General features: G+C 69.8%; 31 protein-coding genes and 2 tRNA genes. 18 read left to right on the top strand and 15 right to left on the bottom strand.

Annotated elements, in window-relative coordinates; all coding sequences use genetic code 11:
• Positions 1 to 5: 5 nt before the first annotated feature.
• From FHX82_RS36495 to FHX82_RS01255, 4 genes are all read left to right on the top strand, one after another.
• Positions 6 to 716: a DUF3566 domain-containing protein gene (locus FHX82_RS36495; protein WP_145932356.1), complete on the top strand. Its 711-nt coding sequence runs from the start codon at positions 6 to 8 to the stop codon at positions 714 to 716.
• A 31-nt stretch (positions 717 to 747) separates the two neighbouring features.
• Positions 748 to 821: transfer RNA gene (locus tag FHX82_RS01245), tRNA-Ile, on the top strand.
• 608 nt (positions 822 to 1429) lie between these two features.
• The gene (locus FHX82_RS01250) at positions 1430 to 2341 is read left to right on the top strand and encodes a class I SAM-dependent methyltransferase (RefSeq protein ID WP_145932355.1); all 912 of its coding nucleotides are present in this window, start codon (positions 1430 to 1432) and stop codon (positions 2339 to 2341) included.
• A gap of 117 nt (positions 2342 to 2458) precedes the next feature.
• Positions 2459 to 3307, top strand: a complete 849-nt coding sequence (locus FHX82_RS01255; protein WP_145932354.1) for a YceI family protein — start codon at positions 2459 to 2461, stop codon at positions 3305 to 3307.
• 1 nt (position 3308) lies between these two features.
• On the opposite strand, the gene FHX82_RS01260 is transcribed toward FHX82_RS01255, so the two are convergent.
• A complete protein-coding gene (locus FHX82_RS01260) occupies positions 3309 to 4346 on the bottom strand; it encodes a MerR family transcriptional regulator (RefSeq protein WP_308431584.1) in 1038 nt (345 codons plus the stop codon).
• A gap of 153 nt (positions 4347 to 4499) precedes the next feature.
• Here FHX82_RS01260 and FHX82_RS01265 point away from each other — a divergent pair, with 153 nt between their 5' ends.
• The 5 genes from FHX82_RS01265 (at position 4500) to FHX82_RS01285 (ending at position 6995) form a co-directional block, all read left to right on the top strand.
• A complete protein-coding gene (locus tag FHX82_RS01265) occupies positions 4500 to 4688 on the top strand; it encodes a DLW-39 family protein (protein ID WP_145932353.1) in 189 nt (62 codons plus the stop codon).
• Between the two features lie 25 nt (positions 4689 to 4713).
• Positions 4714 to 4786, top strand: a tRNA-Ala gene (locus FHX82_RS01270).
• Positions 4787 to 4829: 43 nt separating this feature from the next.
• The gene (locus FHX82_RS01275; RefSeq protein WP_145932352.1) at positions 4830 to 5612 is read left to right on the top strand and encodes an alpha/beta fold hydrolase; all 783 of its coding nucleotides are present in this window, start codon (positions 4830 to 4832) and stop codon (positions 5610 to 5612) included.
• A gap of 28 nt (positions 5613 to 5640) precedes the next feature.
• Complete coding sequence (locus FHX82_RS01280) at positions 5641 to 6147, top strand: DinB family protein (protein ID WP_145932351.1); 507 nt, start codon at positions 5641 to 5643, stop codon at positions 6145 to 6147.
• Entirely contained in the window at positions 6144 to 6995 is an 852-nt protein-coding gene (locus FHX82_RS01285) for a spermidine synthase (protein ID WP_145932350.1), read from the top strand. The genes FHX82_RS01280 and FHX82_RS01285 overlap by 4 nt, the downstream gene beginning before the upstream one ends.
• Here FHX82_RS01285 and FHX82_RS01290 read toward each other — a convergent pair.
• Complete coding sequence (locus FHX82_RS01290; protein WP_145932349.1) at positions 6988 to 7935, bottom strand: threo-3-hydroxy-L-aspartate ammonia-lyase; 948 nt, start codon at positions 7933 to 7935, stop codon at positions 6988 to 6990. The genes FHX82_RS01285 and FHX82_RS01290 overlap by 8 nt on opposite strands.
• A gap of 54 nt (positions 7936 to 7989) precedes the next feature.
• Here FHX82_RS01290 and FHX82_RS01295 point away from each other — a divergent pair, with 54 nt between their 5' ends.
• Entirely contained in the window at positions 7990 to 8508 is a 519-nt protein-coding gene (locus FHX82_RS01295) for a DUF2020 domain-containing protein (protein ID WP_145932348.1), read from the top strand.
• A gap of 138 nt (positions 8509 to 8646) precedes the next feature.
• On the top strand, positions 8647 to 9099 hold the full coding sequence (locus tag FHX82_RS01300) for a DUF6918 family protein (protein ID WP_145932347.1): 453 nt from the start codon (positions 8647 to 8649) through the stop codon (positions 9097 to 9099).
• Positions 9100 to 9166: 67 nt separating this feature from the next.
• Here the strand turns inward: FHX82_RS01300 and FHX82_RS01305 are convergent, their stop codons facing one another.
• Positions 9167 to 9829, bottom strand: coding sequence for a hypothetical protein (locus tag FHX82_RS01305; RefSeq protein WP_145932346.1), 663 nt, complete (start codon positions 9827 to 9829; stop codon positions 9167 to 9169).
• Positions 9830 to 9918: 89 nt separating this feature from the next.
• Here FHX82_RS01305 and FHX82_RS01310 point away from each other — a divergent pair, with 89 nt between their 5' ends.
• Positions 9919 to 10473 (top strand): peptidylprolyl isomerase, encoded by a 555-nt coding sequence (locus tag FHX82_RS01310; protein WP_145932345.1) that lies wholly within the window; start codon positions 9919 to 9921, stop codon positions 10471 to 10473.
• Between the two features lie 25 nt (positions 10474 to 10498).
• Positions 10499 to 11425 (top strand): rhomboid family intramembrane serine protease, encoded by a 927-nt coding sequence (locus FHX82_RS01315; protein ID WP_145932344.1) that lies wholly within the window; start codon positions 10499 to 10501, stop codon positions 11423 to 11425.
• Here the strand turns inward: FHX82_RS01315 and FHX82_RS01320 are convergent.
• Both FHX82_RS01320 and crgA read right to left on the bottom strand, forming a co-directional pair.
• Entirely contained in the window at positions 11414 to 11815 is a 402-nt protein-coding gene (locus tag FHX82_RS01320; RefSeq protein ID WP_229880772.1) for a PH domain-containing protein, read from the bottom strand. The genes FHX82_RS01315 and FHX82_RS01320 overlap by 12 nt on opposite strands.
• Positions 11816 to 11867: 52 nt before the next feature.
• On the bottom strand, positions 11868 to 12134 hold the full coding sequence (gene crgA / locus FHX82_RS01325; RefSeq protein ID WP_145932343.1) for a cell division protein CrgA: 267 nt from the start codon (positions 12132 to 12134) through the stop codon (positions 11868 to 11870).
• Positions 12135 to 12240: 106 nt separating this feature from the next.
• On the opposite strand from crgA, the gene FHX82_RS01330 reads away from it, so the two are divergent.
• Positions 12241 to 13077 carry a class E sortase gene (locus FHX82_RS01330; protein WP_145932342.1) on the top strand — a complete coding sequence of 279 codons (837 nt, stop codon included), beginning with the start codon at positions 12241 to 12243 and terminating at the stop codon, positions 13075 to 13077.
• On the top strand, positions 13078 to 13239 hold the full coding sequence (locus FHX82_RS01335; RefSeq protein WP_145932341.1) for a hypothetical protein: 162 nt from the start codon (positions 13078 to 13080) through the stop codon (positions 13237 to 13239).
• Here the strand turns inward: FHX82_RS01335 and FHX82_RS01340 are convergent.
• Positions 13226 to 14542 carry an FAD-dependent oxidoreductase gene (locus FHX82_RS01340; RefSeq protein WP_145932514.1) on the bottom strand — a complete coding sequence of 439 codons (1317 nt, stop codon included), beginning with the start codon at positions 14540 to 14542 and terminating at the stop codon, positions 13226 to 13228. The genes FHX82_RS01335 and FHX82_RS01340 overlap by 14 nt on opposite strands.
• 97 nt (positions 14543 to 14639) lie before the next feature.
• Here FHX82_RS01340 and FHX82_RS01345 point away from each other — a divergent pair, with 97 nt between their 5' ends.
• From FHX82_RS01345 to FHX82_RS01355, 3 genes are read left to right on the top strand one after another with little or no spacing between them, the layout of a single operon-like run.
• Positions 14640 to 15281: an aminodeoxychorismate/anthranilate synthase component II gene (locus FHX82_RS01345; RefSeq protein WP_145932340.1), complete on the top strand. Its 642-nt coding sequence runs from the start codon at positions 14640 to 14642 to the stop codon at positions 15279 to 15281.
• The gene (locus FHX82_RS01350; protein ID WP_229880775.1) at positions 15278 to 16057 is read left to right on the top strand and encodes an ABC transporter ATP-binding protein; all 780 of its coding nucleotides are present in this window, start codon (positions 15278 to 15280) and stop codon (positions 16055 to 16057) included. The genes FHX82_RS01345 and FHX82_RS01350 overlap by 4 nt, the downstream gene beginning before the upstream one ends.
• Positions 16054 to 16689 (top strand): hypothetical protein, encoded by a 636-nt coding sequence (locus FHX82_RS01355; RefSeq protein ID WP_145932339.1) that lies wholly within the window; start codon positions 16054 to 16056, stop codon positions 16687 to 16689. Before FHX82_RS01350 ends, FHX82_RS01355 begins: the two co-directional genes overlap by 4 nt.
• Here the strand turns inward: FHX82_RS01355 and FHX82_RS01360 are convergent.
• The 9 genes from FHX82_RS01360 to FHX82_RS01400 all read right to left on the bottom strand — a co-directional run bounded on the left by FHX82_RS01360 (position 16636) and on the right by FHX82_RS01400 (position 26788).
• Positions 16636 to 17022: a HepT-like ribonuclease domain-containing protein gene (locus tag FHX82_RS01360; RefSeq protein ID WP_145932338.1), complete on the bottom strand. Its 387-nt coding sequence runs from the start codon at positions 17020 to 17022 to the stop codon at positions 16636 to 16638. The genes FHX82_RS01355 and FHX82_RS01360 overlap by 54 nt on opposite strands.
• Positions 17019 to 17342, bottom strand: coding sequence for a nucleotidyltransferase family protein (locus FHX82_RS01365; protein ID WP_145932337.1), 324 nt, complete (start codon positions 17340 to 17342; stop codon positions 17019 to 17021). Before FHX82_RS01365 ends, FHX82_RS01360 begins: the two co-directional genes overlap by 4 nt.
• Before the next feature lie 116 nt (positions 17343 to 17458).
• Entirely contained in the window at positions 17459 to 19459 is a 2001-nt protein-coding gene (gene pknB, locus FHX82_RS01370) for a Stk1 family PASTA domain-containing Ser/Thr kinase (protein ID WP_145932336.1), read from the bottom strand.
• Between the two features lie 37 nt (positions 19460 to 19496).
• The gene (locus tag FHX82_RS01375) at positions 19497 to 20672 is read right to left on the bottom strand and encodes a serine/threonine-protein kinase (protein ID WP_145932335.1); all 1176 of its coding nucleotides are present in this window, start codon (positions 20670 to 20672) and stop codon (positions 19497 to 19499) included.
• A 3-nt stretch (positions 20673 to 20675) separates the two neighbouring features.
• Positions 20676 to 22145, bottom strand: a complete 1470-nt coding sequence (locus FHX82_RS01380; RefSeq protein ID WP_145932334.1) for a peptidoglycan D,D-transpeptidase FtsI family protein — start codon at positions 22143 to 22145, stop codon at positions 20676 to 20678.
• Complete coding sequence (locus FHX82_RS01385) at positions 22142 to 23635, bottom strand: FtsW/RodA/SpoVE family cell cycle protein (RefSeq protein WP_145932333.1); 1494 nt, start codon at positions 23633 to 23635, stop codon at positions 22142 to 22144. The genes FHX82_RS01380 and FHX82_RS01385 overlap by 4 nt, the downstream gene beginning before the upstream one ends.
• Entirely contained in the window at positions 23635 to 24966 is a 1332-nt protein-coding gene (locus FHX82_RS01390; protein ID WP_145932332.1) for a PP2C family protein-serine/threonine phosphatase, read from the bottom strand. The genes FHX82_RS01385 and FHX82_RS01390 overlap by 1 nt, the downstream gene beginning before the upstream one ends.
• Entirely contained in the window at positions 24963 to 25430 is a 468-nt protein-coding gene (locus FHX82_RS01395; RefSeq protein WP_145932331.1) for an FHA domain-containing protein FhaB/FipA, read from the bottom strand. The genes FHX82_RS01390 and FHX82_RS01395 overlap by 4 nt, the downstream gene beginning before the upstream one ends.
• Before the next feature lie 143 nt (positions 25431 to 25573).
• On the bottom strand, positions 25574 to 26788 hold the full coding sequence (locus tag FHX82_RS01400) for an FHA domain-containing protein (protein WP_144691096.1): 1215 nt from the start codon (positions 26786 to 26788) through the stop codon (positions 25574 to 25576).
• Between the last annotated feature and the right edge of the window lie 122 nt (positions 26789 to 26910).

Genomic DNA, 26910 nt, shown 5'->3' on the forward strand with positions numbered 1-26910 from the left:
TATCAGTGACTTCGCCCGAGAACTCGGAACCGCCCACGGTCGCCGCCGACAAGGCGTCGCCGCCCTGGCAGCGCGTGAGCAAGGAGAGCGGCGGCAACGGCACCGCCGAGAGCCCCACGCAGTGGCTGCCCAAGGGCGGTCAGGCCGGGGAGAACGCGCCGCAGCCGGAGCAGGCCGCCGCCGCGCGGCCGGTCGTCACCGGCAGCGCGGCGCCGGGGCTGTTCGGCAACCCGGCCCAGCAGTCCGACGACCCGCTGGCGGCGTTGCGCGGGCAGGAGACGGTGAGCGTGCCGGGCACCCCGGCCAAGGGCAGGGGCACGCCCAGTGCGTTACGCCGCCCGGGCCGCGGTCCCCGGCGGGCGAGCCTGCAGGTGAAGCGCTTCGACCCGTGGTCGGTGCTGAAGCTGTCCCTGGTGCTGGGCGTGGCGATGTTCTTCGTGTGGCTCGTCGCGGTCGGCGTGCTGTACACGGTCCTCGACGGCATGGGCGTGTGGGACAAGCTGAACGGCACCTACTCGTCCCTGGTGTCCGGCGAAGGCGGCGACGCCCCGTCCGACCCGCTCATCAGCGCCGGCCGGGTGTTCGGCATCGCGGCCATCCTGGGCGCGATCAACATCGTCCTGCTCTCGGCGCTGGCCACGGTGAGCGCCTTCATCTACAACGTGTCGGCAGACCTGGCCGGCGGGCTGGAAGTGACCCTGTCGGAAAGGGAGTAGAGGGCATCCTGTAGTCTTTCCCTCGTTCCCGGGGCCCATAGCTCAGGCGGTTAGAGCGCTTCGCTGATAACGAAGAGGTCGGAGGTTCAAGTCCTCCTGGGCCCACCCCACGTCAGGCCCCGTCTCCCGTTGCAGGGAGGCGGGGCCTGAGCGTCGTTCTGGGCGACAGCGGGGCCGCGATTCGCGACCCAAGGGGGGACTTGGGTGCGCCGATCAGCTCTGAGCACAGTCCTTGTGGCCGCCGCACTGGGCGCGGGGGCCTGTGCCGGTGCGCAACCGCGTGCAGCCAGCCCTCGACCAACGAGGTCGGCGGCATTTCGCTGGACATAACGGTCCGTCCCACCAAAGGACTCAAGGACGGTGTCACTCTCGACGACGTCGCCGGTCAAACGTCGGAGGTGCATACCACTGGCGGGCATGAAGCCAAGTTTTCGAAGATCACCGATGGAGATAAGGGTTGCGTCCTCGGAGCGCTGGAAATCGGTGTCGGTTCGGGGCGGGTGGAACTCTATGCCAGGACCTCGCCGGCTGCCGATGCCTGTTCTGTGGTGCGTAGGCTGGCCGACGTCGTTGAGCCGAAGTTGCCCGCATCCTGACCAGGTGAACGGTCGGCACCTCCACGCGTACGTCAGGTACCGAAGATTCGACCCATCGCCTTGGCCTTTCTCGTTGCCGAGCGATGATCGAAATTCACCGGAAGACTGGGGCAGAACATGACTTCCACCAGGCATGACGGGGACACCTGGGACCTGGCGTCCAGCGTCGGCGCGACCGCCACCATGGCTGCGGCCGCTCGGGCGATCGCGACCCGCGAGGACCGTTCGCTCATCGACGATCCGTTCGCCGAGCCGCTCGTCCGCGCGGTCGGCATCGACCTTCTCACCAAGCTGGCGGCCGGTGAAGTGCCTCCCGGTGAACTGGTCGAGCGCGTGGCCATCGACGTGGCGAAGGTCCGCGCCAAGTTCTACGACGACTTCTTCCTCGAGGCGACGAAAGCGGGCATCACACAGGCCGTGCTCCTGGCCTCCGGGCTGGATTCCCGCGCGTACCGGCTGCCCTGGCCTGCCGGGACCGTCGTGTACGAGGTCGACCAGCCCCAGGTCATCGAGTTCAAGACCCGCACCCTGGCCGAGCTGGGCGCGGAGCCCACGGCCGACCGGAGGGCGGTGGCGGTCGACCTGCGTGACGACTGGCCCGCCGCGTTGCGCACCGCCGGGTTCGATTCCGCCCGGCCGACCGCGTGGAGCGCCGAAGGTCTCCTCGGCTACCTGCCGCCCGAGGCGCAGGACCGCTTGCTCGACACCATCACCGAACTCAGCGCGCCGGGCAGCCGGGTGGCCACCGAAAGCAGGCCCAACCCTCAACCGGGTGACGAGGACAAGACGAAGGAAAGCCTGCACCGAATCTCGGAACGCTGGCGTGCGCACAACTTCGACACCGACATGGTCCGGCTGCGGTACTTCGGCGAGCGCAACGAAGCTGCTCCCTACCTGACCGGCCTCGGCTGGGTGCTGCACGGACTCACCATTCGAGAGCTGTTGTCCGCCCACGACCTTCCGCTCCCGGAGGACGACGGCCTGCGCATGGGCGGTGTGCGCTACGTCAGCGGCGTGCTGCCCGGCTGACACGTTCCGGTGATTGTCGCCTCACCGGCTGTGGGCTGCCTAACGAGCACCTGATTCCTCGACCCGCGCGTGGCTAGTGTCCTTTCCAGACACCCACGAGCAACGGGAGAGGTGAACATGTTCGGTCGCCGCAGGGACGGCCGGCACGGGGAACCGGTCACCTTCGACGCCGGAGCCGGGCTCGTCAGCGCGCGCGTCCGCGACGAGAACGGCCGCCCGCTGGCGGGCGCCGAGATGGCGTTGCGACACAAGCGGACCCAGCGCGTCTCCCGCGCGATCGCCGACGACTTCGGCCTGGTCGTGAGCAGCGCGGCGGCCGGCGTGTACGGCGTGACCATCGAGGCGGGCGGTTACCGCCAGCGTGACTACAACGTCGAGGTCGTGAGCGGCGACCACACCGCGCTCGGCGAGGTCGAGTTGCTGCCGGACGTGAGCCTGCGGCTGCCGGATCCGGGGGAGTGGGTGCTCGACCCCGACCACACGTCGATCCGGTTCGTCGCACGGCACATCGGACTTTCCCGGGTGCACGGGCGGTTCACCAGCTTCCGCGGCAGCATCCACGTGGCGCAGCGCGTCGAGGAGTCCTCGGTGGAGGTCGTCATCGACGCGGCGAGCATCGACACCGCCGCGCCGAAGCGGGACGAGCACCTGCGGTCGGCGGACTTCCTCGACGTCGAGAACTACCCGAAGCTGCACTTCTTCAGCAACCGCGTCACCCGTGCCGCCGGCGACCGCTGGTACCTCGACGGCACGCTGAACCTGCGTGGCGCGAGCCGCGGCGTGCGACTCGACGCGGGGTACCTCGGGTTGCGCCAGTGGAACGGGGACCGCCTGGGCGCCCGCGCCACGGCGGAGCTGCACCGCGAGGACTTCACCATCAACTGGCAGCAGACGCTCGCCAAGGGACTCGTGGTGGTGGGCTCCACTGTGGACATCCAGCTGGACGTCCAGGCGGTCCGCGCCTGAGTCAGGCCACGTCGGCCACTACGCAGGCGATGTTGTCCGCGCCGCCGCGGGCGTTCGCCCGGTCGACGAGCCGGTGCACGGTTTCGCCCGGATCTTCGACCTCCTGCAGTACTTCGCGCAGGGCAGCGGTGTCGAGCGCGGTGTGCAGGCCGTCGGAACAGAGCAGGTAGCGGTCGCCGGGCTCGGCGTCGCGCAGTGCGAGGTCGGGCTCGGCCGCGCCGTTGCCGTGAATCGCCTTCACGAGCAGGCTGCGTTGCGGGTGCGAGGCGGCTTCCTCTGGGGTCAGTCGGCCCTCGTCGATCATCGACTGGACGAGCGTGTGGTCCTGCGTGATCTGGAACAGCCGGCCGTTCCGCAGCAGGTAGACGCGGGAGTCGCCGATGTGCACGAGCGCGAGCTGCGAACCTGAACGGACGAGCGCGGTGAGCGTGGTGCCGACGTTCTCGTCGAGCCCGCGCACCGCGGTCCCGGCGCGCTCGACCGCGTCGGACAGCGCGTTGAGCAGGTCGCCCGCGGGAACCTTCGCGTCGAGCGGCTTGAGCGCGTCGATCGCGGCGGAACTGGCGGCCGCACTGCCGAACCCGTCGGCGACGGCGAGCAGGTTCGGTCCGGCGTAGGCCACGTCCTGGTTGTCCTCGCGGACGAGACCGCGGTCGGTGCGGACGGCGTAGCGGATGGTCAGCATGGGTTCTTCCTTCCTCGACAGGTGGGCCATGAGGAAGGAAGCCAGCTGCTCACGAGCGCGCACGTCCGCCTCGACCTCGCGCCAGTAGGCCCCGATCTCGTCGGCCGCGGCCTGCCCGTCGAGCTCGCAGACGAGCCGGATCCGCGCGAGCGGCATACCGAGCCGGCGCAGCCAGGCGACCAGCCGGGCCCGTTCGAGCTGGTCCGGGGCGTAGAAGCGGTAACCGGACAGGGGGTCGACGGACACCGGGCGCAGCAGTCCGAGCTCGTCGTACAGCCGCAACGCCTTCGGCGACAGGCGGGAAGCCCGCGCGAAGGCCCCGATGGTCAGCAGTTCCATGCTCACCTTCCTCATGTCGTCGACGGTGCGGCCTGCCCCGAGGTCAAGGTCAAGGCTGCCGTGGTTCCACGTGGAACGGCCAGGACCGGTGGGCCATCCCTCGGACGCGGGATGCCCGGAGTCCGGTAGCATTCTGGGGTCAGCGGAAACGTGGAAGAGGGGCTTCAGGTGAAGAAGCTGTTGGCGCTCGCGGTCATCGCGGGTGGTGTGCTGTTCGTCATCAAGCGCAACAAGGACGCCAAGGCCGAAGCCGAGCTGTGGCGCGAGGCCACGGCCCCCACGGACAAGCCGCTGGGCGCCGTCTCCACCAACGGCACCACCCCGGCGCGCGCCGCGGGAGCCGGCCACAACAACTGAACTCCACGCGGGCCCGCCCGCGTCCGGGGCTGTAGCTCAATTGGTAGAGCGCTGCTTTTGCAAGGCAGAGGTCAGGGGTTCGATTCCCCTCAGCTCCACATCTCCCGATGACTTTTCCTCCCGTCCGGAGTCAACAGCGTCATGAGCACAGTTCTCTCCGCTGACGGCACCTCTCTCGACTACGACCGCTACGGCGAGGGGCCCACCGTGGTCTTCGTCGGCGGGGCAACGCAGTACAGGGCCCTCGATGAGGGCACCACGGAAATCGCCCGCCGGGTCGGGATGGCCGGGTTCTCCGCCGTCGTCTACGACCGACGCGGCCGAGGGCGTTCCGGGGACACCGCGCCCTGGGCGCTGGAGCGTGAAGTCGAGGACCTCGCCGCGATCATCCGCGAGATCGGCGCGCCCGCCGCTGTCTACACCAGCTCGTCCGGTGCGACCATCGGGCTGGAAGCCGCCAGGACGGGCATCGTCAGCAGGCTCGCCCTCTACGAACCCCCCTTCTTCGCCGGGGCGGACAACAGCGCGCACGTCGATGCGCTGCGGGTGTTCGTCAACGACGGCAAGTACGACGAGGCCATGCGCTACAACCTCACGCACGTCATGAACCTGCCGAACGAGGCCGTGGAGGGGATGACTCATTCGCCGGCGTGGCCGCTCATGACGGCCGTCGCCCCGACGCTGGTCTACGACTTCACCGCCGTGCACGACGTGAACGTCGATCGGGACTGGCGGGCGCGGTGGGCCGAGGTCACCGTGCCCACCATCGTCTACTCCGGCGACCAGACGTTTCCCGGGATGCCCGAAGCCGCGGACGCCGTCGCCGCCGCGCTGCCCCACGCGGAACGCCGGGTGCTGACCGGCCAGGGCCATGGACCCACCCCCGACGCGATCGTGCCCGTGCTCCTCGACTTCCTCCGGTGACCGACAGACCGCCGGTTACGCTGGGACGATGACGTGGACTGCCCCCGAGGTGGCGATCTTCTCCGGCTCCACCGCGGCGGATGAGCGCACCATGCTCGCCGGGTACCTGGCTTGGCATCGCAGCGTGTTGCTGCACAAGTGTGCCGGGCTCGGTGGGGAAGAGTTGGCCCGCCGGACGGTGCCGCCGTCGAGTTTGTCCCTGCTCGGGCTCGTGCGGCACATGGCCAAGGTCGAGCGCATCTGGTTCCGCGAGCGGTTCGCCCGCGAGGACGTCGAGCGGCTGCACCCCGGCACGGACGTGGACTTCGACGAGGTCGACCCCGCCAACGCGGCCGCCGAGTACGAGCTGCTCGTGCAGGAGCAACAGCACGCGGACAAGATCCTCGACGGCGCCTCCCTCGACGACACGTTCGTCCACCACGACCAGGTCTTCTCGGTGCGCTTCCTGTACCTGCACCTGATCCAGGAGTACGCGCGGCACAACGGGCACGCCGACCTGCTGCGCGAGCGCACCGACGGGGTTGTCGGCGCTTGAGCAAGCGGCGCAACGCATCCACTCCCGTCCCGGGCGAGTACCCGGTGCGGTTCGGCACCGCGGAACTGCTCGCCGACGCCGACCGGCCCGGCGGCTGGCTTGTCAGTGTCGAGGGGGTCGCGCAGTCCTATGTGGACCTCGACGACCCGTTGCACCTCGAGTTCGACTACGTGCGGCGGATGGGCGACGTCGTCGACTGCCTACCCTCCGGCCCGCTCGAAGCACTGCACCTCGGCGGCGCCGGCTGCACCCTGCCGCGCTACATCGCTGCCACCAGGCCCGGCTCGCGGCAACTCGTCTTCGACGCCGACGGGCCGCTCATCGAACTCGTCCGCGAGCACCTCGACCTGCGCAGCGTGCCCCAGCTGCGCGTGCGCATCTCCGACGGGCGCGCCGGAGTCGCCACGCGGCACGACGACTCCGCGGATCTCGTTGTGGCGGACGTGTTCCAGCAGTTCAGCATGCCCAGCGAAGTCGCCACGCTGGAGTTCGCCACCGAGGTCGCGCGCGTGCTCCGCTCCTCGGGCACCTACCTGATGAACATCGCCGACGGGCCCGGCCTCTTGTTCACCCGCCGGGTCGCCGCGACGATCGCCGAGGTCTTCCCGCACGCGTTGATGCTCGCGGAGCCGGGCGTGCTGCGGGGCCGCCGGTACGGGAACATCGTGCTCGCGGCGTCCAAAACGGACTTACCCGTGACCGCGGTGGCCGGGCTCGTCGCGTCGGCCGCGTTTCCCGCGAGGTGCGTCGCGGGGGAGGACCTGAAGTCCTTCTGCGGCAAGGCGAAACCGCTGACGGACGAAAACCGGATGGCTGCTCCGATCCCGCCCAAGGGCTCGTTCAGCTGACCAGCTCCGCGAACCGCTCGGTCGACACGTTGCCGCCCGAGATGATCACACCCACCCGCCTGCCCGCCGCGCGGACCTTGCCCGTGAGCAACGCCGCGACGACCACCGCGCCGCTCGGTTCGACCACGATCTTCATGCGGTCGAACAGGAACCGCATGGCTTCGACGATCTCCTCGTCGGTGACCGTCGCGACCTCGGACACCAGCCTCCGGTTGATCTCGAACGTCTGCTCGCCCGGCTCGGACACCGCGAGCCCGTCCGCGACCGTGTGCGGCACGTCGATCCGCACCCGCTCCCCGGCGGCGAAGGACCGGCGATGGTCGTCGCCCTCTTCGGGTTCCACGCCGACGATTTCGATACCGGGCTGCAGCGCCGTCGCGGCCGTCGCGCTGCCGGCCATCAGCCCGCCACCGCCCATCGGCACCACCAGGACGTCCACCGCGCCCGCTTCTTCCAGCAACTCCAGCGCTGCTGTGCCCTGCCCCGCCATGATTTCCGGGTGCTCGTACGGCGGGATGATCGTCAGCCCGGCTTCGGCCGCGAGCTGCCCGGCGAGCGCGGCCCTGTCTTCGCGATACCGGTCGAACCGGCGCACCTCCGCGCCGTAACCGAGTACGGCGTCCACTTTGGACTGAGGTGCGTCCTCCGGCATCAGTATCGTCGCCTTGGTGCCGAGCAGCGCCGCGCTCAGCGCGACGGCCTGCGCGTGGTTCCCCGACGAGTACGCGCACACCCCGCGGTGCAACTGCTCGGGCGTCAGCTGCGACAGCGCGTTGTACGCGCCGCGGAACTTGAACGCGCCGATCCGCTGGAAGTTCTCGCACTTGAGCAGCACCTGGCCACCGACCCGCTCGTCGAGCGTGCGTGACGTCAGGACCGGAGTGCGGTGGGCGACGCCGGCGATCCGGGTGGCGGCGGCGCGGATGTCGTCGAGGTTCACTCAGACAGTATGTCAAATTCCTGGACTGATGGTCCATGGATTTAGTGTCGGACCATGCGCCGACTCGTGCTCGCCTTCGCACTGCTGGCCACAGCCTGCTCGCAGCAGCCCGCGGCCCCGGCTCCGTCCAGCGCGCCCGCGCCGCCGGCTACCACGGTCGCGCAACCGCCGCCCGATCCGCAGCCGACCGGACCCGGCCCGTGCCCGTACCTCGAAGCGTCCTTCGTCGCCGACGCGAACGGTCAGCACGTCTCCAAGGTCCAAACCTCTTCGGACCAACCGCATCCTGCGTGCTTCTTCTACGCCCTCAACGGGAAGCTTCAGTTGACCGTCCGCGTGTACACCGGCGACGCGGCTGTCGCTGCCGCGCTCGTCGACAAGGCAGCGCCCGTGAGCAGCAGTAATCCCGCGACGGACCCGCCCGGTTGGCAGGGCGGCTACCAGACCACGGACAGCGGCGCGGTGTACGCGGTGGCGAAGGCGGGCACCGCCGTCGTGGTCACCACCAACCAGAAGCAGACGGTCAAGGCGAGAACCGTTGCGAAGCAAACAATTTCTTCACTCGGGCTTTAAGGCCCAGTGGCTGAAGTGGCTCGTCGATCTTGTACTACGCTGACCCCCACCTGCGGCCGGGGAGGACCAGCACCCGGTCGGCGTGCAAAGGGCCGCAGCGAACTCCGTATACCTCGAAGTGAAGAAGGACAGACACCAGTGGCTGACACCCTCAAGGAAATCCTGCTCGACTCCAGCAGGCGTCCCGCCGTCGTGGCCGACCTGGAGACCCTGGTCGACCAGGAGGTCTCGGACAAGGGCGGCGTTTCCGGTGCCGTCATCAAGACCGGTTTCGCCGCGGTCAAGAAGATCAAGCCGGGCATCATCGGTTCCGCGGTCGACAGCCTGCTGGACGACTTCTCCGCCAAGCTCGAGCCGTTCTACGCGGACTTCAAGGCCCAGGGTGGCGGCGACTTCGGCGCCTACCTGTCCGGCCACGGCGACCAGGCGGCCGACGCGCTGCTCGAGGTCACCGACGCGCGCGCGGAGCGCAGCAGCCGCGACAGCATCAAGAAGGTCTACTCGAAGCTGCGTCCGAACGGCAAGAAGAACGTCGAGGAAGCGCTTCCCCGCCTCGGCCAGCTGATCGACAAGCACGCGGCCACCGCCTGATCCGCGTTCTCCGCAAACACCGAGGCCGCCTCCGGAACGTACCCGGAGGCGGCCTCGGTGTTTTCCGCTAGCTCTTCTTCTGAGCCGGGGACGGCGTCGTGGCCTGACCGTTGGTGGCCGGCTTCGGGTCCGCCGGGGTCGGCGTCGCCTTCGGCGGCTCGGTGGCCACCGGCGGCTCCTCCTTGGGCCGCAGCGCGTACGCGGCGGCAGCGGCGATCAGGCCGATCCCCAGCAGCCACGGCCAGCGACGGCGCTTGCGCTCGCCCTTGGCCGCCGACTTCGCCTCGGCCAGCGCTGCCTGGAACTCCTTCTTGGCGGCTTTGAAGTCCTTCTTGCCCTTGCGCTTGGACTCACCGGCGGCCTTCGCGGCCTTGATCGCGGCCGCGCGGGCCTTGCGTCCCGGTGCCCGCATCTCGGCGAGCCGGGCGGCTGCCTCCTTGCGCGCCTCGGCGCTCGCCTTCGCCAGTTCCTTGCGGGTCTGGCCGGACTTCTTGGCGAGCTCCTTGCGGGTCTGCGCGCTCGTCTTCGCGAGCTCCTTGCGCGCCTTGCGGCCACGCTTGAGCGCTTCCTTGCGCACCTCTTCGGTGTTCTCGGCGAGCAGTTGCTCGGCCGCCTGAGCGGCCCGTGCCGTCGCCTCAGCGCCGACCTTGCCCGCCTCCACCGCGCGGTCACGCAGGCCCAGCAAGCCGGTCCGAACCTGCTCACCGACCGAGTCTGCGGCTCGGGTCATGGCCTTCACCTCGTCAATCGTTGCGTCTACCGTTGATTTCCTGACATCTATCCTGCCCGTTTCCGCCGGATCCCGCTGCGGATGGCACGATGAGGCGCGTGACTGAGAGCAATGAATCCCTCGTCGGAGCGAAGGTCAAGGCCGTGCTGCGCACCAACCACGGTGACATCCGGCTGAACCTCTTTCCTGATCACGCGCCCAAGACCGTGGCGAACTTCGTGGGCCTCGCCGAAGGCTCGAAAGACTACACCCAGCCCAACGCCAAGGGCGAGAAGTCGGGTCCGTTCTACGACGGCTCGATCTTCCACCGCGTCATCTCCGGTTTCATGATCCAGGGCGGCGACCCCACGGGTACGGGCCGCGGCGGCCCGGGCTACCGCTTCGGTGACGAGTTCCACCCGGAGCTGCAGTTCAACCGTCCCTACCTGCTCGCGATGGCGAACGCCGGGCCCGGCACCAACGGCTCGCAGTTCTTCATCACGGTGGCGCCCACCACGCACCTGAACTTCAAGCACACGATCTTCGGCGAGGTGGCGGACCAGGAGTCCCAGAACGTCGTCGACACGATCGCGAACACCGCGACCGGTGCGGCGGACCGCCCGCTCAACGACGTGGTGATCGAGAAGATCGACATCGAGCGCTGAGTTCGCGGGTACCTTGGGAGGCACTGTGACCCAGCCTCCTCAGACCCAACCCGCGGCCCTGCCGGGCTGCTGGTGGCACCCCAGCCGCCAGACCGGCCTGAGCTGTGTCCGCTGCGGCCGGCCCGCGTGCCCGGACTGCCTCCGCGAGGCGTCCGTCGGTGCCCAGTGCATCGACTGCGTGCAGGCCGGCCGCAGGCAGGGCCAAGTGCAACGGCGGCAGTACCCGAGCGCGCGGACCGTCGCGGGCGCCCGGGTGTCCCAGCGCGTCGTCGTCACGCCGGCGCTCATCGCGCTGAACGTGCTCGTCTACGCCTTCACGGCGGTGCAGGCCCACGACCCGATGAACAACCAGCTGTCGGACCTGTTCAAAGCGTGGGTCCTGTGGCCGCCCGGCATCGCGGGCGGCGAGTGGTGGCGGCTGGTCACCGGCGGGTTCCTGCACTACGGGCCCGTCCACCTCGCGGTGAACATGATCTCGCTGTGGATCATCGGCAGGCAGCTGGAGGTCGTACTCGGCAAGGGCCGCTACCTCGCGCTGTACGTGCTGTCGCTGGTCGGCGGCAGTGTGCTGGTGTACCTGCTCAGTGGGCTGGACCAGCCCACGGCGGGCGCCTCAGGGGCGATCTACGGGTTGCTCGGCGGCATTCTCGTCGTGGTGCTGCGGCTGCGGCTCAACCCCGCGGGCGCCATCGGCACGATCGTCCTGAACCTGATCATCACCGTGTCCCTGCCGAACATCTCCCTGTTCGGGCACCTCGGCGGCCTGGTCACGGGCGCGCTGGCCACGGCCGCGCTGGTGTACGCCCCGGCGAAGAACCGGGTCGCGTGGCAGTCCGCCGCCTTCGCGGTGGTCGCGGTGGCGTTGGTGGGCTTGTTCTTCCTCCGGGACGCGCAGCTGGCGAGCATCGCGTGTTCCGGGTCGGGCGCGACCCTCGAATGCTCAGGTGCGTAACGCGGTCAGCGCGTCGAGCACGTCGCGGGGGTCGGCGCCCAGCTCCAGCCAGCCGAAGACGAACAGCTGCTCCCCGGCGGAGATCTCCAGCGTGGTGCTGTCGCGGCCCAACCGGCGCGTGCTGCGCAGCTCCGCGCTGGCCTCCTGCCAGCCGAACTCCCGCACCCCGCCCGCGGTCCTGATGCGCACCCCGGCGGCATCGGCGGCGAGCCGCGGGCGGACGAGCAGGCCATGGGCCGACAACGCGGCGAGCACCACCGCCGCGACCGCGAACAACACGTCACCCATGCGGTCGTCGTAGAGGAAGGCGCCGACGAGCGCGACGAGGGCCCCGGCGAGCCCGACCGTGACGAGCGCGGGCCGAGGAGCCCAGGCAGCCGGGTTATCCACAGGAGTTATCCACAATGGGGATGGGTCACAGGGGTGTAATTACCCTGCGGTACTAACGCCACCGCATGGTCATCAACAGGCCCGAGATCATCAGCGCGAAGCCGATCGCGAAGTTCCAGTTGCCGAGGTCGGCCATGAAGCCGATCTTGTCGCCGGCGATGTAGTTCACCACCAGCCAGGCGAGCCCGACGATCATAAGCCCGAACATGACGATCTTGTACACCGGGTGCGACGGCCCGGCGGCGCGGACCTTGACCGGCGTGCGCCGATCGGCAGGCGGCGTGTACGCCGTCTTCTTGCGGACCTTGGACTTGGGCATCGGGGACCTCGCGTACTCGACAGAACTCGCCACAGGCGCGCGGTTCGGCGCGCAACCACCTCTACCACCACACGTTAACGTAAGCGGGCACCGGAGAGGAGCGTGCGTGGCGATACTGGAAGCACCGCCGCCGGAGAAGTCGCGCGGCCGCGGCGGACGGGCCGTGCGGACGGTCGGAGAACTGCTGATCACGGCGGGTCTGGTCGTGCTGCTGTTCGTGGTCTACGAGCTGTACGTGACCGATCTGTTCTCGGCGGAGAAGCAGGCCAGCGCCACCGCCGGGCTGGACCAGGACTGGGCACAGGGCCGCGAGCTGCACTCCGACCTGATCGACGGCAAGGCGTTCGCGAAGCTCTACATCCCCAGCTTCGGCGCGGACTACCACTTCACGATCCAGGAGGGCACGGACGCCGCGGCCCTCGAAGTCGGTCCCGGGCACTACAAGGGCACCGCGCTGCCGGGCGAGCCCGGCAACTTCGCGGTCGCCGGGCACCGCGTCGGCAAGGGCTCCCCGTTCAACGACCTGGACCTGCTCAGCTCGTGCGACGCGATCGTTGTCGAGACCCAGTCCGACTTCTTCGTCTACCGGGTGCTGCCGCACTCCGACGAGCTCGCGAACTGGGCGACGGGCAAGGGCAAGCAGCCGCAGTGCGCGAAGGTGAGCACGCTGCGCACCGACGCGCCGGGCGGCGGCCCGTACGGGCAGACCGTCGGCCGCGAGGTGGTCAGCCCCGACCAGGGCGACGTGGTGGCCCCGGTGCCGCACCAGCCCGCCGACGCGCTGCCGGCGGCGCAGCAGGTCGCGCTGCTCACGCTCACCACGTGCCACCCGCAGTTCTCGGACAAGCAGCGGCTGATCGTGCACGCGGTGCTGACCAACCAGTTCCCGAAGACCCCCGGCGCGACCTACGCGCAACTGCTCCAGGCGATCGGAGGGGCGTAGGTGTACGCGTGGATCTGGCGGCACCTGCCAGGACCAGTCGGCGCGAAGCTGCTGCTCGCGGTCGTCCTGGTCCTGGCGGTGGTGGCGCTGCTGCTGTTCGTCGTGTTCCCCTGGCTGGAACCGCTGCTGCCGTTCAACCGGGTGTCGGTCACTGGCGGCTGACGCGCACCATTTCGTCGCGCTCGACCACCTTGACCCGCTCGCGGCCGTGCGGCTCGCCGAGTGAGCGCTCGTGCGCGTCGAGCTTGCCCCAGCCTTCCCAGGTGGTGAACGGAACGGACCGCTCGGCCAGGAAGTTCAGGATCGCGTCGGGGTCGTCCTGCTTCGGGGCGGGCAGCGAGTCCGCGTCCGCCAGCAGGTTGGCGATCGTCTCGGCCGCGTCGCCCTTGGTGTGCCCGATCAGGCCCACCGGGCCGCGCTTGATCCAGCCCGTGACGTACACGCCCGGCACCTGGTTCTCGTCGATGTCGAGCACCCGGCCGCCCTTGTTGGGCACGGTGCCGGTGCCGTGGTCGAACGGCACCTCCGCCAGCGGCGAGGACAGGTAGCCGACCGCGCGGTACACCGCCTGCACGTCCCAGTCGTGGAACTCACCGGTGCCGCGGACGTTGCCGTCACCGGTCAGCTCGGTGCGTTCGGTGCGCAGCCCGGTCACCCGGTCCTCGCCGAGGATCTCCGTCGGCGAGTGGAAGAAGTGCAGGTGCAGCCGCTTCGGCCGGTCGCCCTGGTCGCGGATCGCCCACTCCTGCAGGGTTTTCACGACCATGTCTACCTGCTTGGACCCGCGGATCGCGGCCATCGAGCCCTCGTCGAACTCGATGTCCTCCGGGTACACGATGACCTCGACGTTCGGCGAGTGGTCCAGCTCCCGCAGCTCCAGCGGGGTGAACTTGGCCTGCGCCGGGCCGCGGCGGCCGAACACGTGCACGTCGGTGACCGGACTGGCCTTCAGCCCCTCGTACACGTTCGGCGGGATGTCCGTGGTGAGCAGCTCGTCGGCGGTCTTGGCGAGGATGCGGGCCACGTCGAGGGCGACGTTGCCGACGCCGAGCACCGCGACGCTGGTGGCCTCCAGCGGCCAGGTGCGCGGCACGTCGGGGTGCCCGTCGTACCAGGAGACGAAGTCGGCGGCGCCGTAGCTGCCCGGCAGGTCGACGCCGGGGATCTCCAGCGCGCGGTCGCTCATCGCGCCGGTGGCGAAGATGACGGCGTCGTAGAACTCACGCAGGTCGTCGAGCTTGATGTCGGTGCCGTAGTCGATGTTGCCGAGCAGGCGGATCCCGGGCCGGTCGAGCACCCTGTGCAGGGCGGTCACGATGCCCTTGATGCGCGGGTGGTCGGGCGCCACGCCGTAGCGGATCAGGCCGAACGGCGCCGGCATGCGTTCGAAGAGATCGACGCTGACCTCGGCTTCGGACTTGTCGAGGATGTCGGCGGCGTAGATGCCGGCAGGACCGGCGCCCACGATCGCTACACGAAGAGATCGGCTCACCGTTCCCACGGTAAGGTGAGGTGACCCTAACTATCACTGTGATGTCGCGTACGTCAGTAGGGTGGGCTCCATGCGCGTTCTCGTGGTCGACAACTACGACAGCTTCGTCTACAACCTCGTCCAGTACCTGGCGCAGCTCGGCGCCGACTGCACGGTGTGGCGCAACGACGTCGTCGACCTGGACCGCGTCGGCGAGTTCGACGGCGTGCTGGTTTCACCCGGTCCGGGCACGCCGGAGCGAGCCGGGCAGAGCATCGACGTCGTGCGCCACTGTGCCGACACCGAAACCCCGGTGCTCGGGGTGTGCCTCGGGCACCAGGCCATCGGCGTCGCGTGGGGCGCGACCGTCGACCGCGCGCCCGAGCTGCTGCACGGCAAGACCAGCGAGGTGCGGCACGAGGGCACCGGGGTGCTGGCCGGGCTGCCCGACCCGTTCACCGCGACCCGCTACCACTCGCTGACCGTGCTGCCGGACACGATCCCGGCCGAGTTCGAGGTCACCGCCCGCACCGAGTCGGGCGTCGTGATGGGCATGCGCCACCGCGAGCTGCCGGTCGAGGGCGTGCAGTTCCACCCCGAGTCGGTGCTGACCCAGCGCGGGCACCGGATGCTGGCGAACTGGATGGCGTCCGCCGGGCACCCGGTGCCGGAGACGACGGTGGACGGGCTGGTCCGCGAGGTCGAGGCGTTGCAGAAGGCCGCGGTTGCGTGACAGCGCTGATCCGGCTCGGTGGAGTCGGTAAGCGCTACGGCAGTGGCCGCGTGGTGCTGTCCGGGGTGGACCTGGAGGTGCCCGCGGGAGGTGTGCTCGGCGTCGTCGGCACGAACGGGTCCGGGAAGTCGACCCTGTTGCGGATCCTCGCGCGGGTCTCCGAACCCACGTCGGGCACGGTCACCGGCAGCCCGCTGACCGGTTATGTGCCGGACCGGTTTCCGGCGTCGACGCGGATGAGCGCGCTCGCGTACCTGCGGCACCTCGGCCGGATCTCCGGCGTGCCGGACGCGAGTGAGCGCGCGGAGGCGCTGCTCGAACGGCTCGCGCTCGAAGGCGGTCCCCATACGGCTATCAGACGCCTGTCGAAGGGCAACGCGCAGAAGGTGGCGCTGGCGCAGGCACTGCTCGCCGATCCGGAGCTGCTCGTGCTCGACGAACCGTGGTCCGGCCTCGATCCCGACGCGCACCACGTGCTCGGCGAGCTGATCGAGGAGGCGAGGGACCGCGGGGCGGGTGTGGTGTTCACGGCGCACGACGAGAAGGTCGCGCGGGCGACCGCGACACAGGTCTTCCGCCTGCGCGACGGGCGGTTGAGCGGGGGCGGGGAGTCGACGGTGCGGATCGTGCTGCGGGGCCCCGGCGAGGCGCCTTGGCCGGACGTCGTGACCCGCGACGGGGAGCGCGTGGAGCTGGCGGTGCCCGCGGACAGGGCGGACAAGGTGCTGCTGGAGGCGTTGCAGCGGGGCTGGTCGGTGCGGGAGGTCCGGCGGTGATCCGATACCAGCTCGCGCTGCTCGGGCACTCGCAGCGCTGGCTACCGCCGTCGCTGCTGTTCGCGGTGCTGATGGGAATCCTGTACGCCGATCCGGGGTCGCAGATCCTGCCGCAGTTCGCGGTGAGCGCCGGGGCGCTGACCGTGGTCGCCTGCTGGCTCACCGTCGCACTCGTCGACGCGGAGGACCCGGTGCAGCGGCTGATCACCCGGGTGCACGCGAGGCGGCTGTCGACGGTGCTCGGCGGCATCGTGGGCGCGGTGTTCGCCTGCTGCGTGCTGCTGACGGTGCTGCCGCTGGCCTGGTCGACGGTCACGTTCCACGGCAACTCACCGGGCGCGCTCGGCGTCGGCGCGCTGGCCCATTTCGCCGGGGCGGCCACGGGCATCGCGATCGGCCTGCCGTGCTCGCGGCTGCTGGTCCCGCGCATCGGCTACACGGTGCTGATCGCCCCGGTGGCCCTGGTGGTGGTGCTGCTGGTCCGGCAGCTCCCGCTGCTCAACCCGATGCTGCGCGCACTGACCTCGGACACCGCGTCGGCGGCCCCGCTCGCCCTGGCCCTCGCAACGTCCGCCGCACTACTCCTCCTGAGCGCAACGGCCGTCGGCGCGGTGACCCGCAGACGCAGCTGAGATCTCGGCGAGGATCTGCTCGATACGGGGCAGGACTTCGGGAAGGTCCACGGTCAGCACCTGCCACAGCGCGTTCAGATCCATCTCGAAGTAGCCATGCGTGATGCGATGGCGCATCCCGATGATCGCTCGCCATGGCACGTCGGAATTGGCTTGCTGCACCGTGGGCGCTACGTGGTTGGCGGCTTCGCCGATGATTTCGACCAATCGCGTGAGAGCGAGCTGCGCCTTGAGATCTGCGTCGAATTCGTGACGGCTCGACGGGCGGATCTGTGCAGCGGTGTTGGCAGCTTCGAGAATGTCACGGAGCCGCTCCGGGGTCGCTCGCTTCACAGGGGAACCGCTTCGGCGAGTACTCGGTCCCGAATGCGAGACTTCAGTCCGTTGGGAGTGGCGACCTGGGTGAAGACGTTCAGCAACTCCTCCACGTCCAGTGCGAAACCGGACAGACCCCACAGACTGGTTTGAGGGCCGGGGTCCACCAGGAGGTCCAGGTCACTGTCGTCGTCGGCCTCGTCACGGGCGACGGAGCCGAACACACGGACGTTCAGCACCCCGTACTTCTCGGCGATGCGGTGGATCTCCTCGCGGTGGGCGCGCACCTCCGCGAGCGTCACCCGCCGGTGCGGAGCGTCGACGACTGTCCCGGTCATATGTTCAGTATCGCAGCCCCGGCCATGCCCCCGCCACGGCGAACGCGGTCTGCCGCGGACAGCAGTGAGGCCAGGTCCCGCTCCGGGGACCTGGCCTCAACGACCTGCAGTGTCGATCACGGGAAGCCGGGCAGGCCCGTCTTCGAGGTCGGGGCGCTCGGGCTCGTGCTGTTGTTGCCTCCGCCGCCGTTGCCGTTCGTTTCGCCGATGAACAGCGTGATCGACTGGTTCTTCGCGATCTGCACGCCCGCGCTCGGCGACGTGCGCGTCACCAGGCCCTCCTGGTCCGAGTCGTTCACGCGGTCCGCCTGGTAGTTCAGCTGACCGTCCCAGCCCGCCTGCTGCAGCTTCGCCTGCGCCTGGTCCTGCGTGAGACCCGTCAGGTCCGGCATGGTGATCTGCGCCTGCGAACCGTCCGACACGAACAGCGTCACCGTGCTGCCCTCGGGCTGCAGGCCCGCGTTCGGCTTCTGGTTCAGCACCTTGCCCTCGGGCTCGGCCGACGCCTGCGACTGCTTCGACACCTTGAACCCGGCCGCCGTGAGCGCCGACTGCGCATCCTCGAACTGCTTACCCGTCTCGTCGGGGACCTGGACCATGTTCTTGGTCTTGCCGACGGTCACCGTCACCGTCGTGCCCTCGTCCACCGTCGAGTTCGCCGCGATGCTCTGCCTCACGACCTTGCCGTACTGGTTCGGGTCACTGACGTCGACCTGCGGCGCGTTCGGGTCGAGATACAACCCCACCGCCTGCAGCGCGGCCGCCGCCTCGTCCTCGCTCTTGCCGGTCAGGTTCGGCACCTGCACCTTCTTCGGTGCCGCACCGACGCTGACCTTGATCTCCGTCGTCGTGGTCACCGTCTGACCCGCCGCCGGGTCCGTCGACAGCACCTTGCCCACGTCGTCCGGGCCGCACGCCGGCTGCTGGTTCTGCAGCATCTTGCACGACACCTGCACCGGCGTGATCTTGGTGAAGCCCTTCGCCCGCAGCATGTCCTCCGCGGCCGCCTGCTGCTGCCCGCGTACGTCCGGCACCGCCGCCGTCGCGGCCTTCGTGTCGAACGCGCCCGACAGCCACACGAAGAACATGACCAGCGCCAGCCCGAGCACGGTGAAGAGCACCGCTGTCCACGTGCGCCGTCGCCGGCGCCGCGCCGGGTCGTCCTCGGCGTAACCCTCGCCGTACTCCTCGTACTCCGCCGCGTGCCCGGGCGGGCCACCGCCGTTGAGCACCTGCGTGCGCTCGTCCGCGGTCATCACCATCGGCGCCGACGGGCGCTGCCCGGACAGCACGCGCACCATGTCCGACCGCATCTCCGCCGCCGACTGGTACCGGTTCGCCGGGCCCTTCGCCAGCGCCTTCAGCACGATCGCGTCCAGCTCGGCCGACACCGCCGGGTTCACCGTCGACGGGGCCTTCGGGTCCTCCCGCACGTGCTGGTAGGCCACCGCGACCGGCGAGTCCCCGGTGAACGGCGGCTCGCCGGTGACCAGCTCGTACAACACGCAGCCGGCCGCGTACACATCGGAACGCGCGTCGACGCCCTCGCCCCGCGCCTGCTCCGGCGAGAGGTACTGGGCGGTGCCGATCACCGCGGCGGTCTGCGTCATCGCGGCCTGGCCGTCGTGCATGGCCCGCGCGATACCGAAGTCCATCACCTTGACCGCGCCGTGGTCGGTGATCATCACGTTCGCCGGCTTCACGTCCCGGTGCACGATGCCGTGCCGGTGCGAGAAGTCGAGCGCGGCGCAGACGTCGGCCATGACCTCCATGGCCCGCTTCTGCGACATCGGACCCTCGGTCTTGACGATGTCGCGCAGCGTCCGGCCCTTGACGTACTCCATCACGATGTAGGGCAGCGGGCCGAACTCGGTCTGCGTCTCGCCCGTGTCGTAGACGGCGACGATCGCCGGGTGGTTCAGCGCAGCGGCGTTCTGCGCCTCCCGGCGGAACCGCTCCTGGAACTGCGGGTCCCTGGCCAGGTCAGCACGGAGGATCTTCACCGCGACCTCGCGCCCGAGGCGGATGTCGGTGCCGTGGTGCACCTCGGACATGCCGCCGTAGCCGAGCGTGTCGCCCAGTTCGTAGCGGTTGGAGAGCAGTCGGGGTGCACTCATCGGAAAAAGCCTGTCCATTCCGTCCAAGGTGTACTCATCATGCCCCGTAGGTCGTCGGTTCGGTGGGAGGCGTCGGCTTGTGGCCCGGCACCAGATCGCTCGTGCCCACCCGCCCGGGTGCCCCCGGCTGTTCGTGCGAGCCCAGCAACCGGGGCAGGACCAGCACCGCGGCCACGACCAGCCCTACGACCACCACTGCGAGCACGACCCACAACGCCGTGAGGTTGCGCCTTCGCGGGGGGACCGGCATCGGCAGGACACCGCTCGGGTGTCCCATCGGCGGCGGCGTCACCGGCTGCAGCACCGGGTGCGACACCGGCCCCACCGGAACCATTGGGTTGGGCGGTGCATAAGTCTGCACCAGTCCCGACGGCGCGGGCAGCGGGCGCCCCGCCCGGACCGCGGCGACGGCGGCCGCGAACTCGCCGCCCGTCCGGTAGCGCTGCCGCGGGTCCTTCACCAGCGTCGCCTCGACCACGGCCCGCGCGCCCGGTGGCACGTCCGGCGGCAGTGGCGGAGGCAGGTCGCGGATGTGCATCATCGCGACGGTCACCGAGTGGTCCGACAGGAACGGCCGGTGCCCGCTGAGGCACTCGTACCCGCACACGGCGAGCGAGTAGACGTCGCTGGCGGGCTCCGCGTCCTGGCCGAGCGCCTGCTCCGGGGCGATGTAGTGGGCGGTGCCCATGACCATCCCGGACCGGGTCACCGGCGCCGCGTGCGCCGCCTTCGCGATGCCGAAGTCGGTGATCTTGACCTTGTTGGCGGGCGTGACGAGGATGTTGCCGGGCTTGATGTCGCGGTGCACCAGCCCGCGCTCGTGCGCGGCCTGCAGCGCGTTGCCCGCCTGTTCGAGGATGTCGAGCACGCGGTCGGCGGCGAGCCTGCCCTCACGCGCGAGGATGCCGGCCAGCGGCTCGCCCTCGACGAGCTCCATGACCAGGTACGCGATCGACTGGTCGTCCGCGGCGGATTCACCGTAGTCGTGCACGGCCGCGATGCCAGGGTGGTTCAGCGAGGCCGTGGTGCGGGCCTCGGTGCGGAACCGGTGCAGGAACTCGGCGTCCCCGGACAGCTCGGACTTGAGCACCTTGACGGCGACGGTGCGGTCCAGACGGGTGTCGCTGGCCTGCCAGACCTCGCCCATCCCCCCGACGGCGATCCGGCTGACCAAACGGTAGCGCTCCGCTACCAGCTGACCCGTGGACAGCATCCGCTACCCACCTCCGAGCTGGGCGTTGATCGCGGCCCGGCCGATCTCCGCGGCGACGGTGCCACCGGTGGCCTCCAGGCCCCGGTTGCCACCCGACTCCACGATGACCGCGACCGCGATCTGCGGGTCGTCGGCGGGCGCGAACGCGGTGTACCAGGCGTGCGGCGGGGTGTTCTTCGGGTCGTTGCCGTGCTCGGCGGTACCCGTCTTGGAGGCGATCCTGATGTTCGCCTTCTTGCCGGCGCCCTTGGTGTTGTCCTCCGACGCCTCCATCATCTGCTTGAGCAGCTCGGCGTTGGCCGAGGACAGCGCGGCGGTGCCGGTCAGCTCCTCCGGCGTGAAGCCTTCGAGGTCGGACAGGTCGGGCGCGAGCAGCTTCTTCACCAGCTGCGGCTTCATCGCCATGCCGCCGTTGGCGACGGTGGCGGCGAGCAGGCAGTCCTGCAGCGGGGTCAGCCGGACGTCACGCTGGCCGATGCCGCTCTGGTACAGCGCGGCGGTGGAGTCGAGCGCGCCGAGGCTGGACGCGGCGACCTTCGTCGGGATCGTCAGGTCGGGGTCGCCGATGCCGAAGTTGGCCGCCGTCTGGCGGAGCTTGTCCGCGCCGAGGTCCCCGGCGAACGTCGCGAACGGGACGTTGCACGAGTGCGCGAGGGCGTCCTTGAACGTGTTGCCGACGCACGGCGCGCCGCCGTAGTTCTCCAGCGTGGTGTTGGTGCCGGGCAGCTTGACGTTCGGCGCGTTGCTCACCGGCGTGTCCGGGGTGGCGCCGTTCTCCAGTTCCGCCGCGGCGACGACCAGCTTGAACGTCGAACCCGGCGGGTAGGTCTCCGCGATCGCCCTGTTCACCATCGGGTCCCTGTCGTCCTCGGTGAACTGCTTCCACGCCTGCTGCTGCGCGTTGCCGTCGTGCGAGGCCAGCGCGTTCGGGTCGTACGACGGGGTGGAGACCATGGCGAGGATCTCGCCGGTCTTCGGGTTCATCGCGACGACCGCGCCGGTGTAGCCCTTGGCCGTCATGGCGTCGTAGGCCGCCTTCTGGACCGCCGGGTTGATGGTCAGCTGCACGTTGCCGCCACGCGGGTCGCGGCCGGTGACCATGTCCGACAGGCGGCGCACGAACAGCCGCGGGTCCGAGCCGGTGAGGATGTCGTCCTCGCTGCGCTCCAGGCCCGCCGAGCCGTAGCGCACCGAGTAGTAGCCGGTCACGGGCGCGTACAGCGGGCCGTCGACGTAGTGCCGCTGGAACTTCAGCTTGTCGTCCGTCGACACGACGTCCGCGATGACCTGCCCGTTGTACTGCGACACGAAGCTGCCGCGCTGGCGCGCGTACTCGTCGAGCAGCACGCGCTGGTTGCGCGAGTCGGTGCGGTAGTCGTCGGCCTTCACCACCTGGATGTAGGTGATGTTGATCAGCAGCAGCACCACCATGACCAGCATGGCGATGCCGACGCGGCGCATGGGCTTGTTCACCGGGCACCCCCTGCTTCGGGCCCCGCGGCGGGCGGCCGGTTCACCAGCACCGTGCCGGCCTCCGCGATCGGCGTCTGCTGCTGCGGCGCCTTCGGCCGCGGCTTCGCGGCGGGCCGCCGCGCGGCGTCGGAGATGCGCAGCAGCAGCGCCACCAGCATGTAGTTCGCCAGCAGCGACGAACCACCGTAGGACAGGAACGGCGTGGTGATACCGGTCATCGGGATCAGCTTGGTGACCCCGCCGACGATCACGAACACCTGCATCACGATCGAGAACGACAGGCCGCAGCCGAGCAGTTTGCCGAACGTGTCGCGGACCGCCAGCGCGCTGCGCATCCCGCGCGTGGCGAGGATCAGGTACACCATCAGGATCGCGGCGAGCCCGACGAAACCGAGCTCCTCGCCGAGCCCGGCGGTGATGAAGTCGGTGTTGGCCTCCGGCACGATGTCCGGCCGCCCGGCGCCGAGGCCGGTGCCGCCGACGCCACCGGTGCCGAGGCCGAACAGGCCCTGCGCGATCTGGTAGCCGCCGCCCGGGTCCGAGTAGGTGGCCAGCGGGTCGATCCAGTTCGCCACGCGCTGCTCGACGTGCGTGAACAGCTTGTACGCGATCACACAGCCGACCACGAAGAAGCCGAGCCCGGTGACCACCCAGATCGCGCGCTCGGTGGCGATGTAGATCAGCACCAGCACGATCGCGAAGAACAGCAGCGACGTGCCCAGGTCCTTCTCGAACACCAGGACCAGCAGGCAGGCGGCGGCGGCGATGAGCAGCGGGCCCAGGTCGCGGGCGCGCGGCAGCTCGACGCCGAAGACCTTCTTGCCCGCGATCATGAACAGGTCGCGCTTCGCCACCAGGAACGTGGCGAAGAAGATCATCAGCAGGATCTTCGCGAACTCACCCGGCTGGATGGAGAAGCCCGGCAGCTTGATCCAGACCTTCGCGCCGTTCACCTCGGACAGCGAGCTGGGCAGGATCGCCGGAAGCGCCAGCGCGGCGATGCCGATCAGGCCGCACGTGTAGCCGTAGCGGGTCAGCGTCCGGTGGTCCTTGACCCAGATCAGCACCGCGAGGAACAGCACCAGCGAAAGCGCCGTGAACAGCACCTGCTTGGGCGCGGCCGAGCTGTAGTCGTCACCGCTCTGCGTCGCCCGTTCCGTCAGCGCCAGGTCGATCCGGTAGATCATGACCAGGCCGATGCCGTTGAGCAGCGCGACGCTGGGCAGGATCAGCGGGTCCGCGTACGGCGCCCAGCGGCGCACCGCGAGGTGCGCGACGCCGAACAGGCCCAGGTAGGCCAGCCCGTACCAGACGATGGAGAAGGACAGCTCCTGCTCCTGGTTGGCCTGGACCAGTACGAACGCGCAGGTGACGATCAACGCGGCGAAGCCGAGCATGGCCAGCTCGGTACCCCGCCGTGTCGGCAGCTCCCGCTGCGGATTGCTCTGGTGGATCGCGGCGGCGGCGTCGGGCGGCGCTGGCTGGCTCATCAGCCACCGCCAGCCGGCGTGCTGGTCTGGCAGTCCTGCTGCCCGGTCGTGGAGGGGGTCGGCGACGCGGACGTGGACGTGCCCTGCGGAGCCGGGGTCTGCGTGCTGCAGTCGCGCAGCGTCTTGTAGCGCAGGAAGTTGTTGATGTAGTCGCGCGCGGCCTGCAGGGTGTCCTTCTTGACGCCGTTGCGCACCGCGTTCTGCGCGTCCTGCTGCAGCTGCGGCACGGTCAGCACGTCGCACAGCGAGCTGCCCGGCGGGCACGAGCCCTCCGCCTCCTGGTGCAGCTGGATGCCCAGGATGCTGCCCGGCACGCCGCGGAACACGGCGACCTCACCGTTGGCACCCTCGCCCACGTAGTACTGGCTGAGCACGAAGTAACGCGTGGCGATGCCGCCCGCGGCCAGCAGGACCAGCACGAGCAGGATGCCGACGAACCAGCGCCAGCGCTTGCGGCGCTTGGCTTTCGGGTCCGGCGGCGGCTCGGTCAGCTGCGGCGGCGGAGGCGGCGGCGCGGTGAGCGCGCGGGCGCGGGCCGCGGGGGAGTCGCCCTGGTGGTACTCGTCGCTGCCGTCGCCGGCGGCGCCGCCCACGATGGGCGCGTCCTCGCCGAAGTCGACGTCCACGACGTCGGCGACGATCACCGTCACGTTGTCGGTGCCGCCGCCCTTGAGCGCGAGCTCGATCATCCGGTCGGCGCAGTCCTGCGGGTCCGGGATCTGGATCGCCTCGGCGAGCGTCTCGTCGCTGACCATGCCCGACAGCCCGTCGGAGCACAGCAGGTAGCGGTCGCCGGCGCGCGCCTCCCGCACCGTCAGGCTCGGCTCGACCTCGTGCCCGGTGAGCGCTTTCAGCAACAGCGAGCGCTGCGGGTGGGTAGCGGCCTGGTCGGCGGTGATGCGGCCCTGTTCGAGCAGCTCGTTGACGAAGCTGTCGTCACGGGTGATCTGGGCGAACTGCCCGTTGCGGAACAGGTAGGCCCGCGAGTCCCCGACGTGCACCATGCCCATGCGCGAGCCGGAGAACAGCATCGCGGTGAGGGTGGTGCCCATCCCGTCCAGATCGGGGTCGTTGGCCACCAGCTCGGAGATCGCCGCGTTCCCACCGGAAACGGCCTCTCTCAGCTGGGACAGCAGATCGTCGCCCGGCTCGTCGTCGTCGAGGGGGGCGAGGGAGGCGATGACCACTTTGCTGGCGACCTCACCCGCGGCATGGCCACCCATGCCGTCGGCGAGTGCGAGCAGGCGCGGTCCCGCGTACACGGAGTCCTGGTTGCTCGAACGCACCAGGCCACGGTCGCTGCGGGCCGCGTAGCGAAGAACGAGTGTCATGGGCGAAGCTCGATCACCGTCTTGCCGATCCGGATGGGGACACCGAGTGGAACTCGGAGGGGTGCAGTGACCTTAGCCCGGTCGAGGTAAGTCCCGTTTGTGGATCCCAGATCTTCCACGTACCAGTCGTTACCGCGCAGCGAGATGCGCGCGTGCCGGGTCGACGCGTAGTCGTCGTCCAGCACGAGCGTCGAGTCGTCGGCCCGCCCGATCGTGATCGGTCTGCCGTCGAGTGCGATCCGGGTCCCGGCCAGCACACCGTGGGTCACGATGAGCTGGCGGGGGGACTTGCCCGACGCCTTGGGGCGTTGCTTGTCCTTGCCCCGCCGCAGGCCGGGAATCGCCACCTTCAGCCCGGAGGCCGCGTACAGATCGGACCGCACCACGCGCAGTGCGGCCAGCACGAACAGCCAGAGCAGGATCAGAAAGCCCACCCTGGTGAGTTGAACGACCAGCTCTGGCACCTGTTGTGTCAGCTCCCGCCTCTGTGCTCCCGCCCGCGACACCGGTGCGCCACGGGGTCCCGCCGGAGGTAATTCTGCGGGACAGGGGATACCAGCTTCCCAGCGGCTCGGCCAACCGAAGCAGACAGGTACCGTCCCGGTGCTCAGCCCTGGGTGCGGAAGACCAGAGACGAGTGCCCGACCCGGATCACGTCGCCGTCGGCCAGCTGCCACGTCTGCACCGGGGTGCCGTTGACCGTGGTGCCGTTGGTGGAGCCGATGTCGGCGAGCGTCGCGCTCTGGCCGTCCCAGGTGATCTCCAGGTGCCTGCGGGAGACGCCGGTGTCCGGCAGCCGGAAGTCCGCGTCCTGCCCGCGGCCGACGACGTTGCCGCCCTGCTTCAGCGAGTAGGTGCGGTTGGAGCCGTCGTCGAGCTGGAGGGTGGCCTGCAGCTGGCGGTTGGCGCCCGGCACCGCCGGCGGGGCGTAGCCCTGCTGCGCGTACGGGTCCGGCGCGGCCTGGGGGGCCTGCCCGTAGCCCTGGTCGTAGCCGGGCTGGCCGCCGTACCCGGGCTGGTCGTATCCGCCGCCCTGCGGCTGCCCGTAGCCCTGGTCGTACCCGGGCTGGCCGCCGTAGCCGGGCTGCCCGTAGCCCTGGTCGTAACCGCCCTGGGGCTGGCCGCCGTAGCCACCCTGGCCGTACCCGCCCTGCGGCTGCTGCTGGCCGTAGCCCTGGTCGTACCCGGGCTGCCCGGCGTAACCGCCCTGTTCGTACCCGGGCTGTCCCTGCTGCTGGCCGTAGCCCTGGTCGTAGCCCTGCTGGCCGCCGTAACCGCCCTGGTCGTACCCGGGCTGTCCCTGCTGTCCGTAGCCGTACTGGCCGCCGTGCTGGCCGTACGGGTCACCCTGGTCGTATTGGCCGTAGCCGGGGGGCTGGCTCATTGCTGGGTCTCCTGCGTTGCTGGGTCGAGCTGGCCGTCCTGGACCCGGGCCGCCACGCGCGCTGACGTCCGGGTCGACGGATGAACGGATCTTGAATTGTCCAGTGTGCAGCGCCTCGTTGCGCTCGAGCGAGACTACGACGTCACCATAGGTCTCCCAGCCGTGCTCGGCGAGATGCTGTCCGACAGCCTCCGCCAGCACTCCGGTGACGCGTCCTTCGTCGCCCGCCATGCGGTCGTGGTCCGCCGTGCCCAACGAGACCACGTAGTGGTTCGGGGCCAGCAGCCTACCGCCGGCGAGCTCACGGACGTTGTCCTCGCTCTCCCGCTCCAGGGCCTGCGCCACTTCCTGGGTGACGACATTGCCGCCGAACATGCGCGCGAAGGTGTTGCCCACCAGGCTTTCCAGGCGTCGATCAAACCGTTCAACGCGGCCCACCGGGACTCGCAGCCTCCTTCACCCATGTGCTTTCGCACCGATCCTATCGGCATCCGGGCCTCCCGACACGGCCCCCGCTGAAACCCCTCGAACCGGCCTGCTAGAGTTCTCTCGCTGCCGCA

The sequence above is a fragment of the Amycolatopsis bartoniae genome (assembly GCF_014191255.1).
GTDB classification, from domain to species: Bacteria; Actinomycetota; Actinomycetes; order Mycobacteriales; family Pseudonocardiaceae; genus Amycolatopsis_E; species Amycolatopsis_E bartoniae.

Excerpts from the sequence above, each read along its gene's own strand:
- FHX82_RS01390 (WP_145932332.1), bottom strand. The coding sequence starts at position 24,966 with ATGACACTCGTTCTTCGCTACGCGGCCCGCAGCGACCGTGGCCTGGTG.
- FHX82_RS01385 (WP_145932333.1), bottom strand. The coding sequence starts at position 23,635 with ATGAGCCAGCCAGCGCCGCCCGACGCCGCCGCCGCGATCCACCAGAGC.
- FHX82_RS01275 (WP_145932352.1), top strand. The coding sequence starts at position 4,830 with ATGAGCACAGTTCTCTCCGCTGACGGCACCTCTCTCGACTACGACCGC.
- FHX82_RS01280 (WP_145932351.1), top strand. The coding sequence starts at position 5,641 with ATGACGTGGACTGCCCCCGAGGTGGCGATCTTCTCCGGCTCCACCGCG.
- FHX82_RS01260 (WP_308431584.1), bottom strand. The coding sequence starts at position 4,346 with ATGAGGAAGGTGAGCATGGAACTGCTGACCATCGGGGCCTTCGCGCGG.
- crgA (WP_145932343.1), bottom strand. The coding sequence starts at position 12,134 with ATGCCCAAGTCCAAGGTCCGCAAGAAGACGGCGTACACGCCGCCTGCC.
- FHX82_RS01295 (WP_145932348.1), top strand. The coding sequence starts at position 7,990 with ATGCGCCGACTCGTGCTCGCCTTCGCACTGCTGGCCACAGCCTGCTCG.
- FHX82_RS01305 (WP_145932346.1), bottom strand. The coding sequence starts at position 9,829 with ATGACCCGAGCCGCAGACTCGGTCGGTGAGCAGGTTCGGACCGGCTTG.
- FHX82_RS01345 (WP_145932340.1), top strand. The coding sequence starts at position 14,640 with ATGCGCGTTCTCGTGGTCGACAACTACGACAGCTTCGTCTACAACCTC.
- FHX82_RS01255 (WP_145932354.1), top strand. The coding sequence starts at position 2,459 with ATGTTCGGTCGCCGCAGGGACGGCCGGCACGGGGAACCGGTCACCTTC.
- FHX82_RS01375 (WP_145932335.1), bottom strand. The coding sequence starts at position 20,672 with ATGCTGTCCACGGGTCAGCTGGTAGCGGAGCGCTACCGTTTGGTCAGC.
- FHX82_RS01310 (WP_145932345.1), top strand. The coding sequence starts at position 9,919 with ATGAGGCGCGTGACTGAGAGCAATGAATCCCTCGTCGGAGCGAAGGTC.
- FHX82_RS01365 (WP_145932337.1), bottom strand. The coding sequence starts at position 17,342 with ATGACCGGGACAGTCGTCGACGCTCCGCACCGGCGGGTGACGCTCGCG.
- pknB (WP_145932336.1), bottom strand. The coding sequence starts at position 19,459 with ATGAGTGCACCCCGACTGCTCTCCAACCGCTACGAACTGGGCGACACG.
- FHX82_RS01250 (WP_145932355.1), top strand. The coding sequence starts at position 1,430 with ATGACTTCCACCAGGCATGACGGGGACACCTGGGACCTGGCGTCCAGC.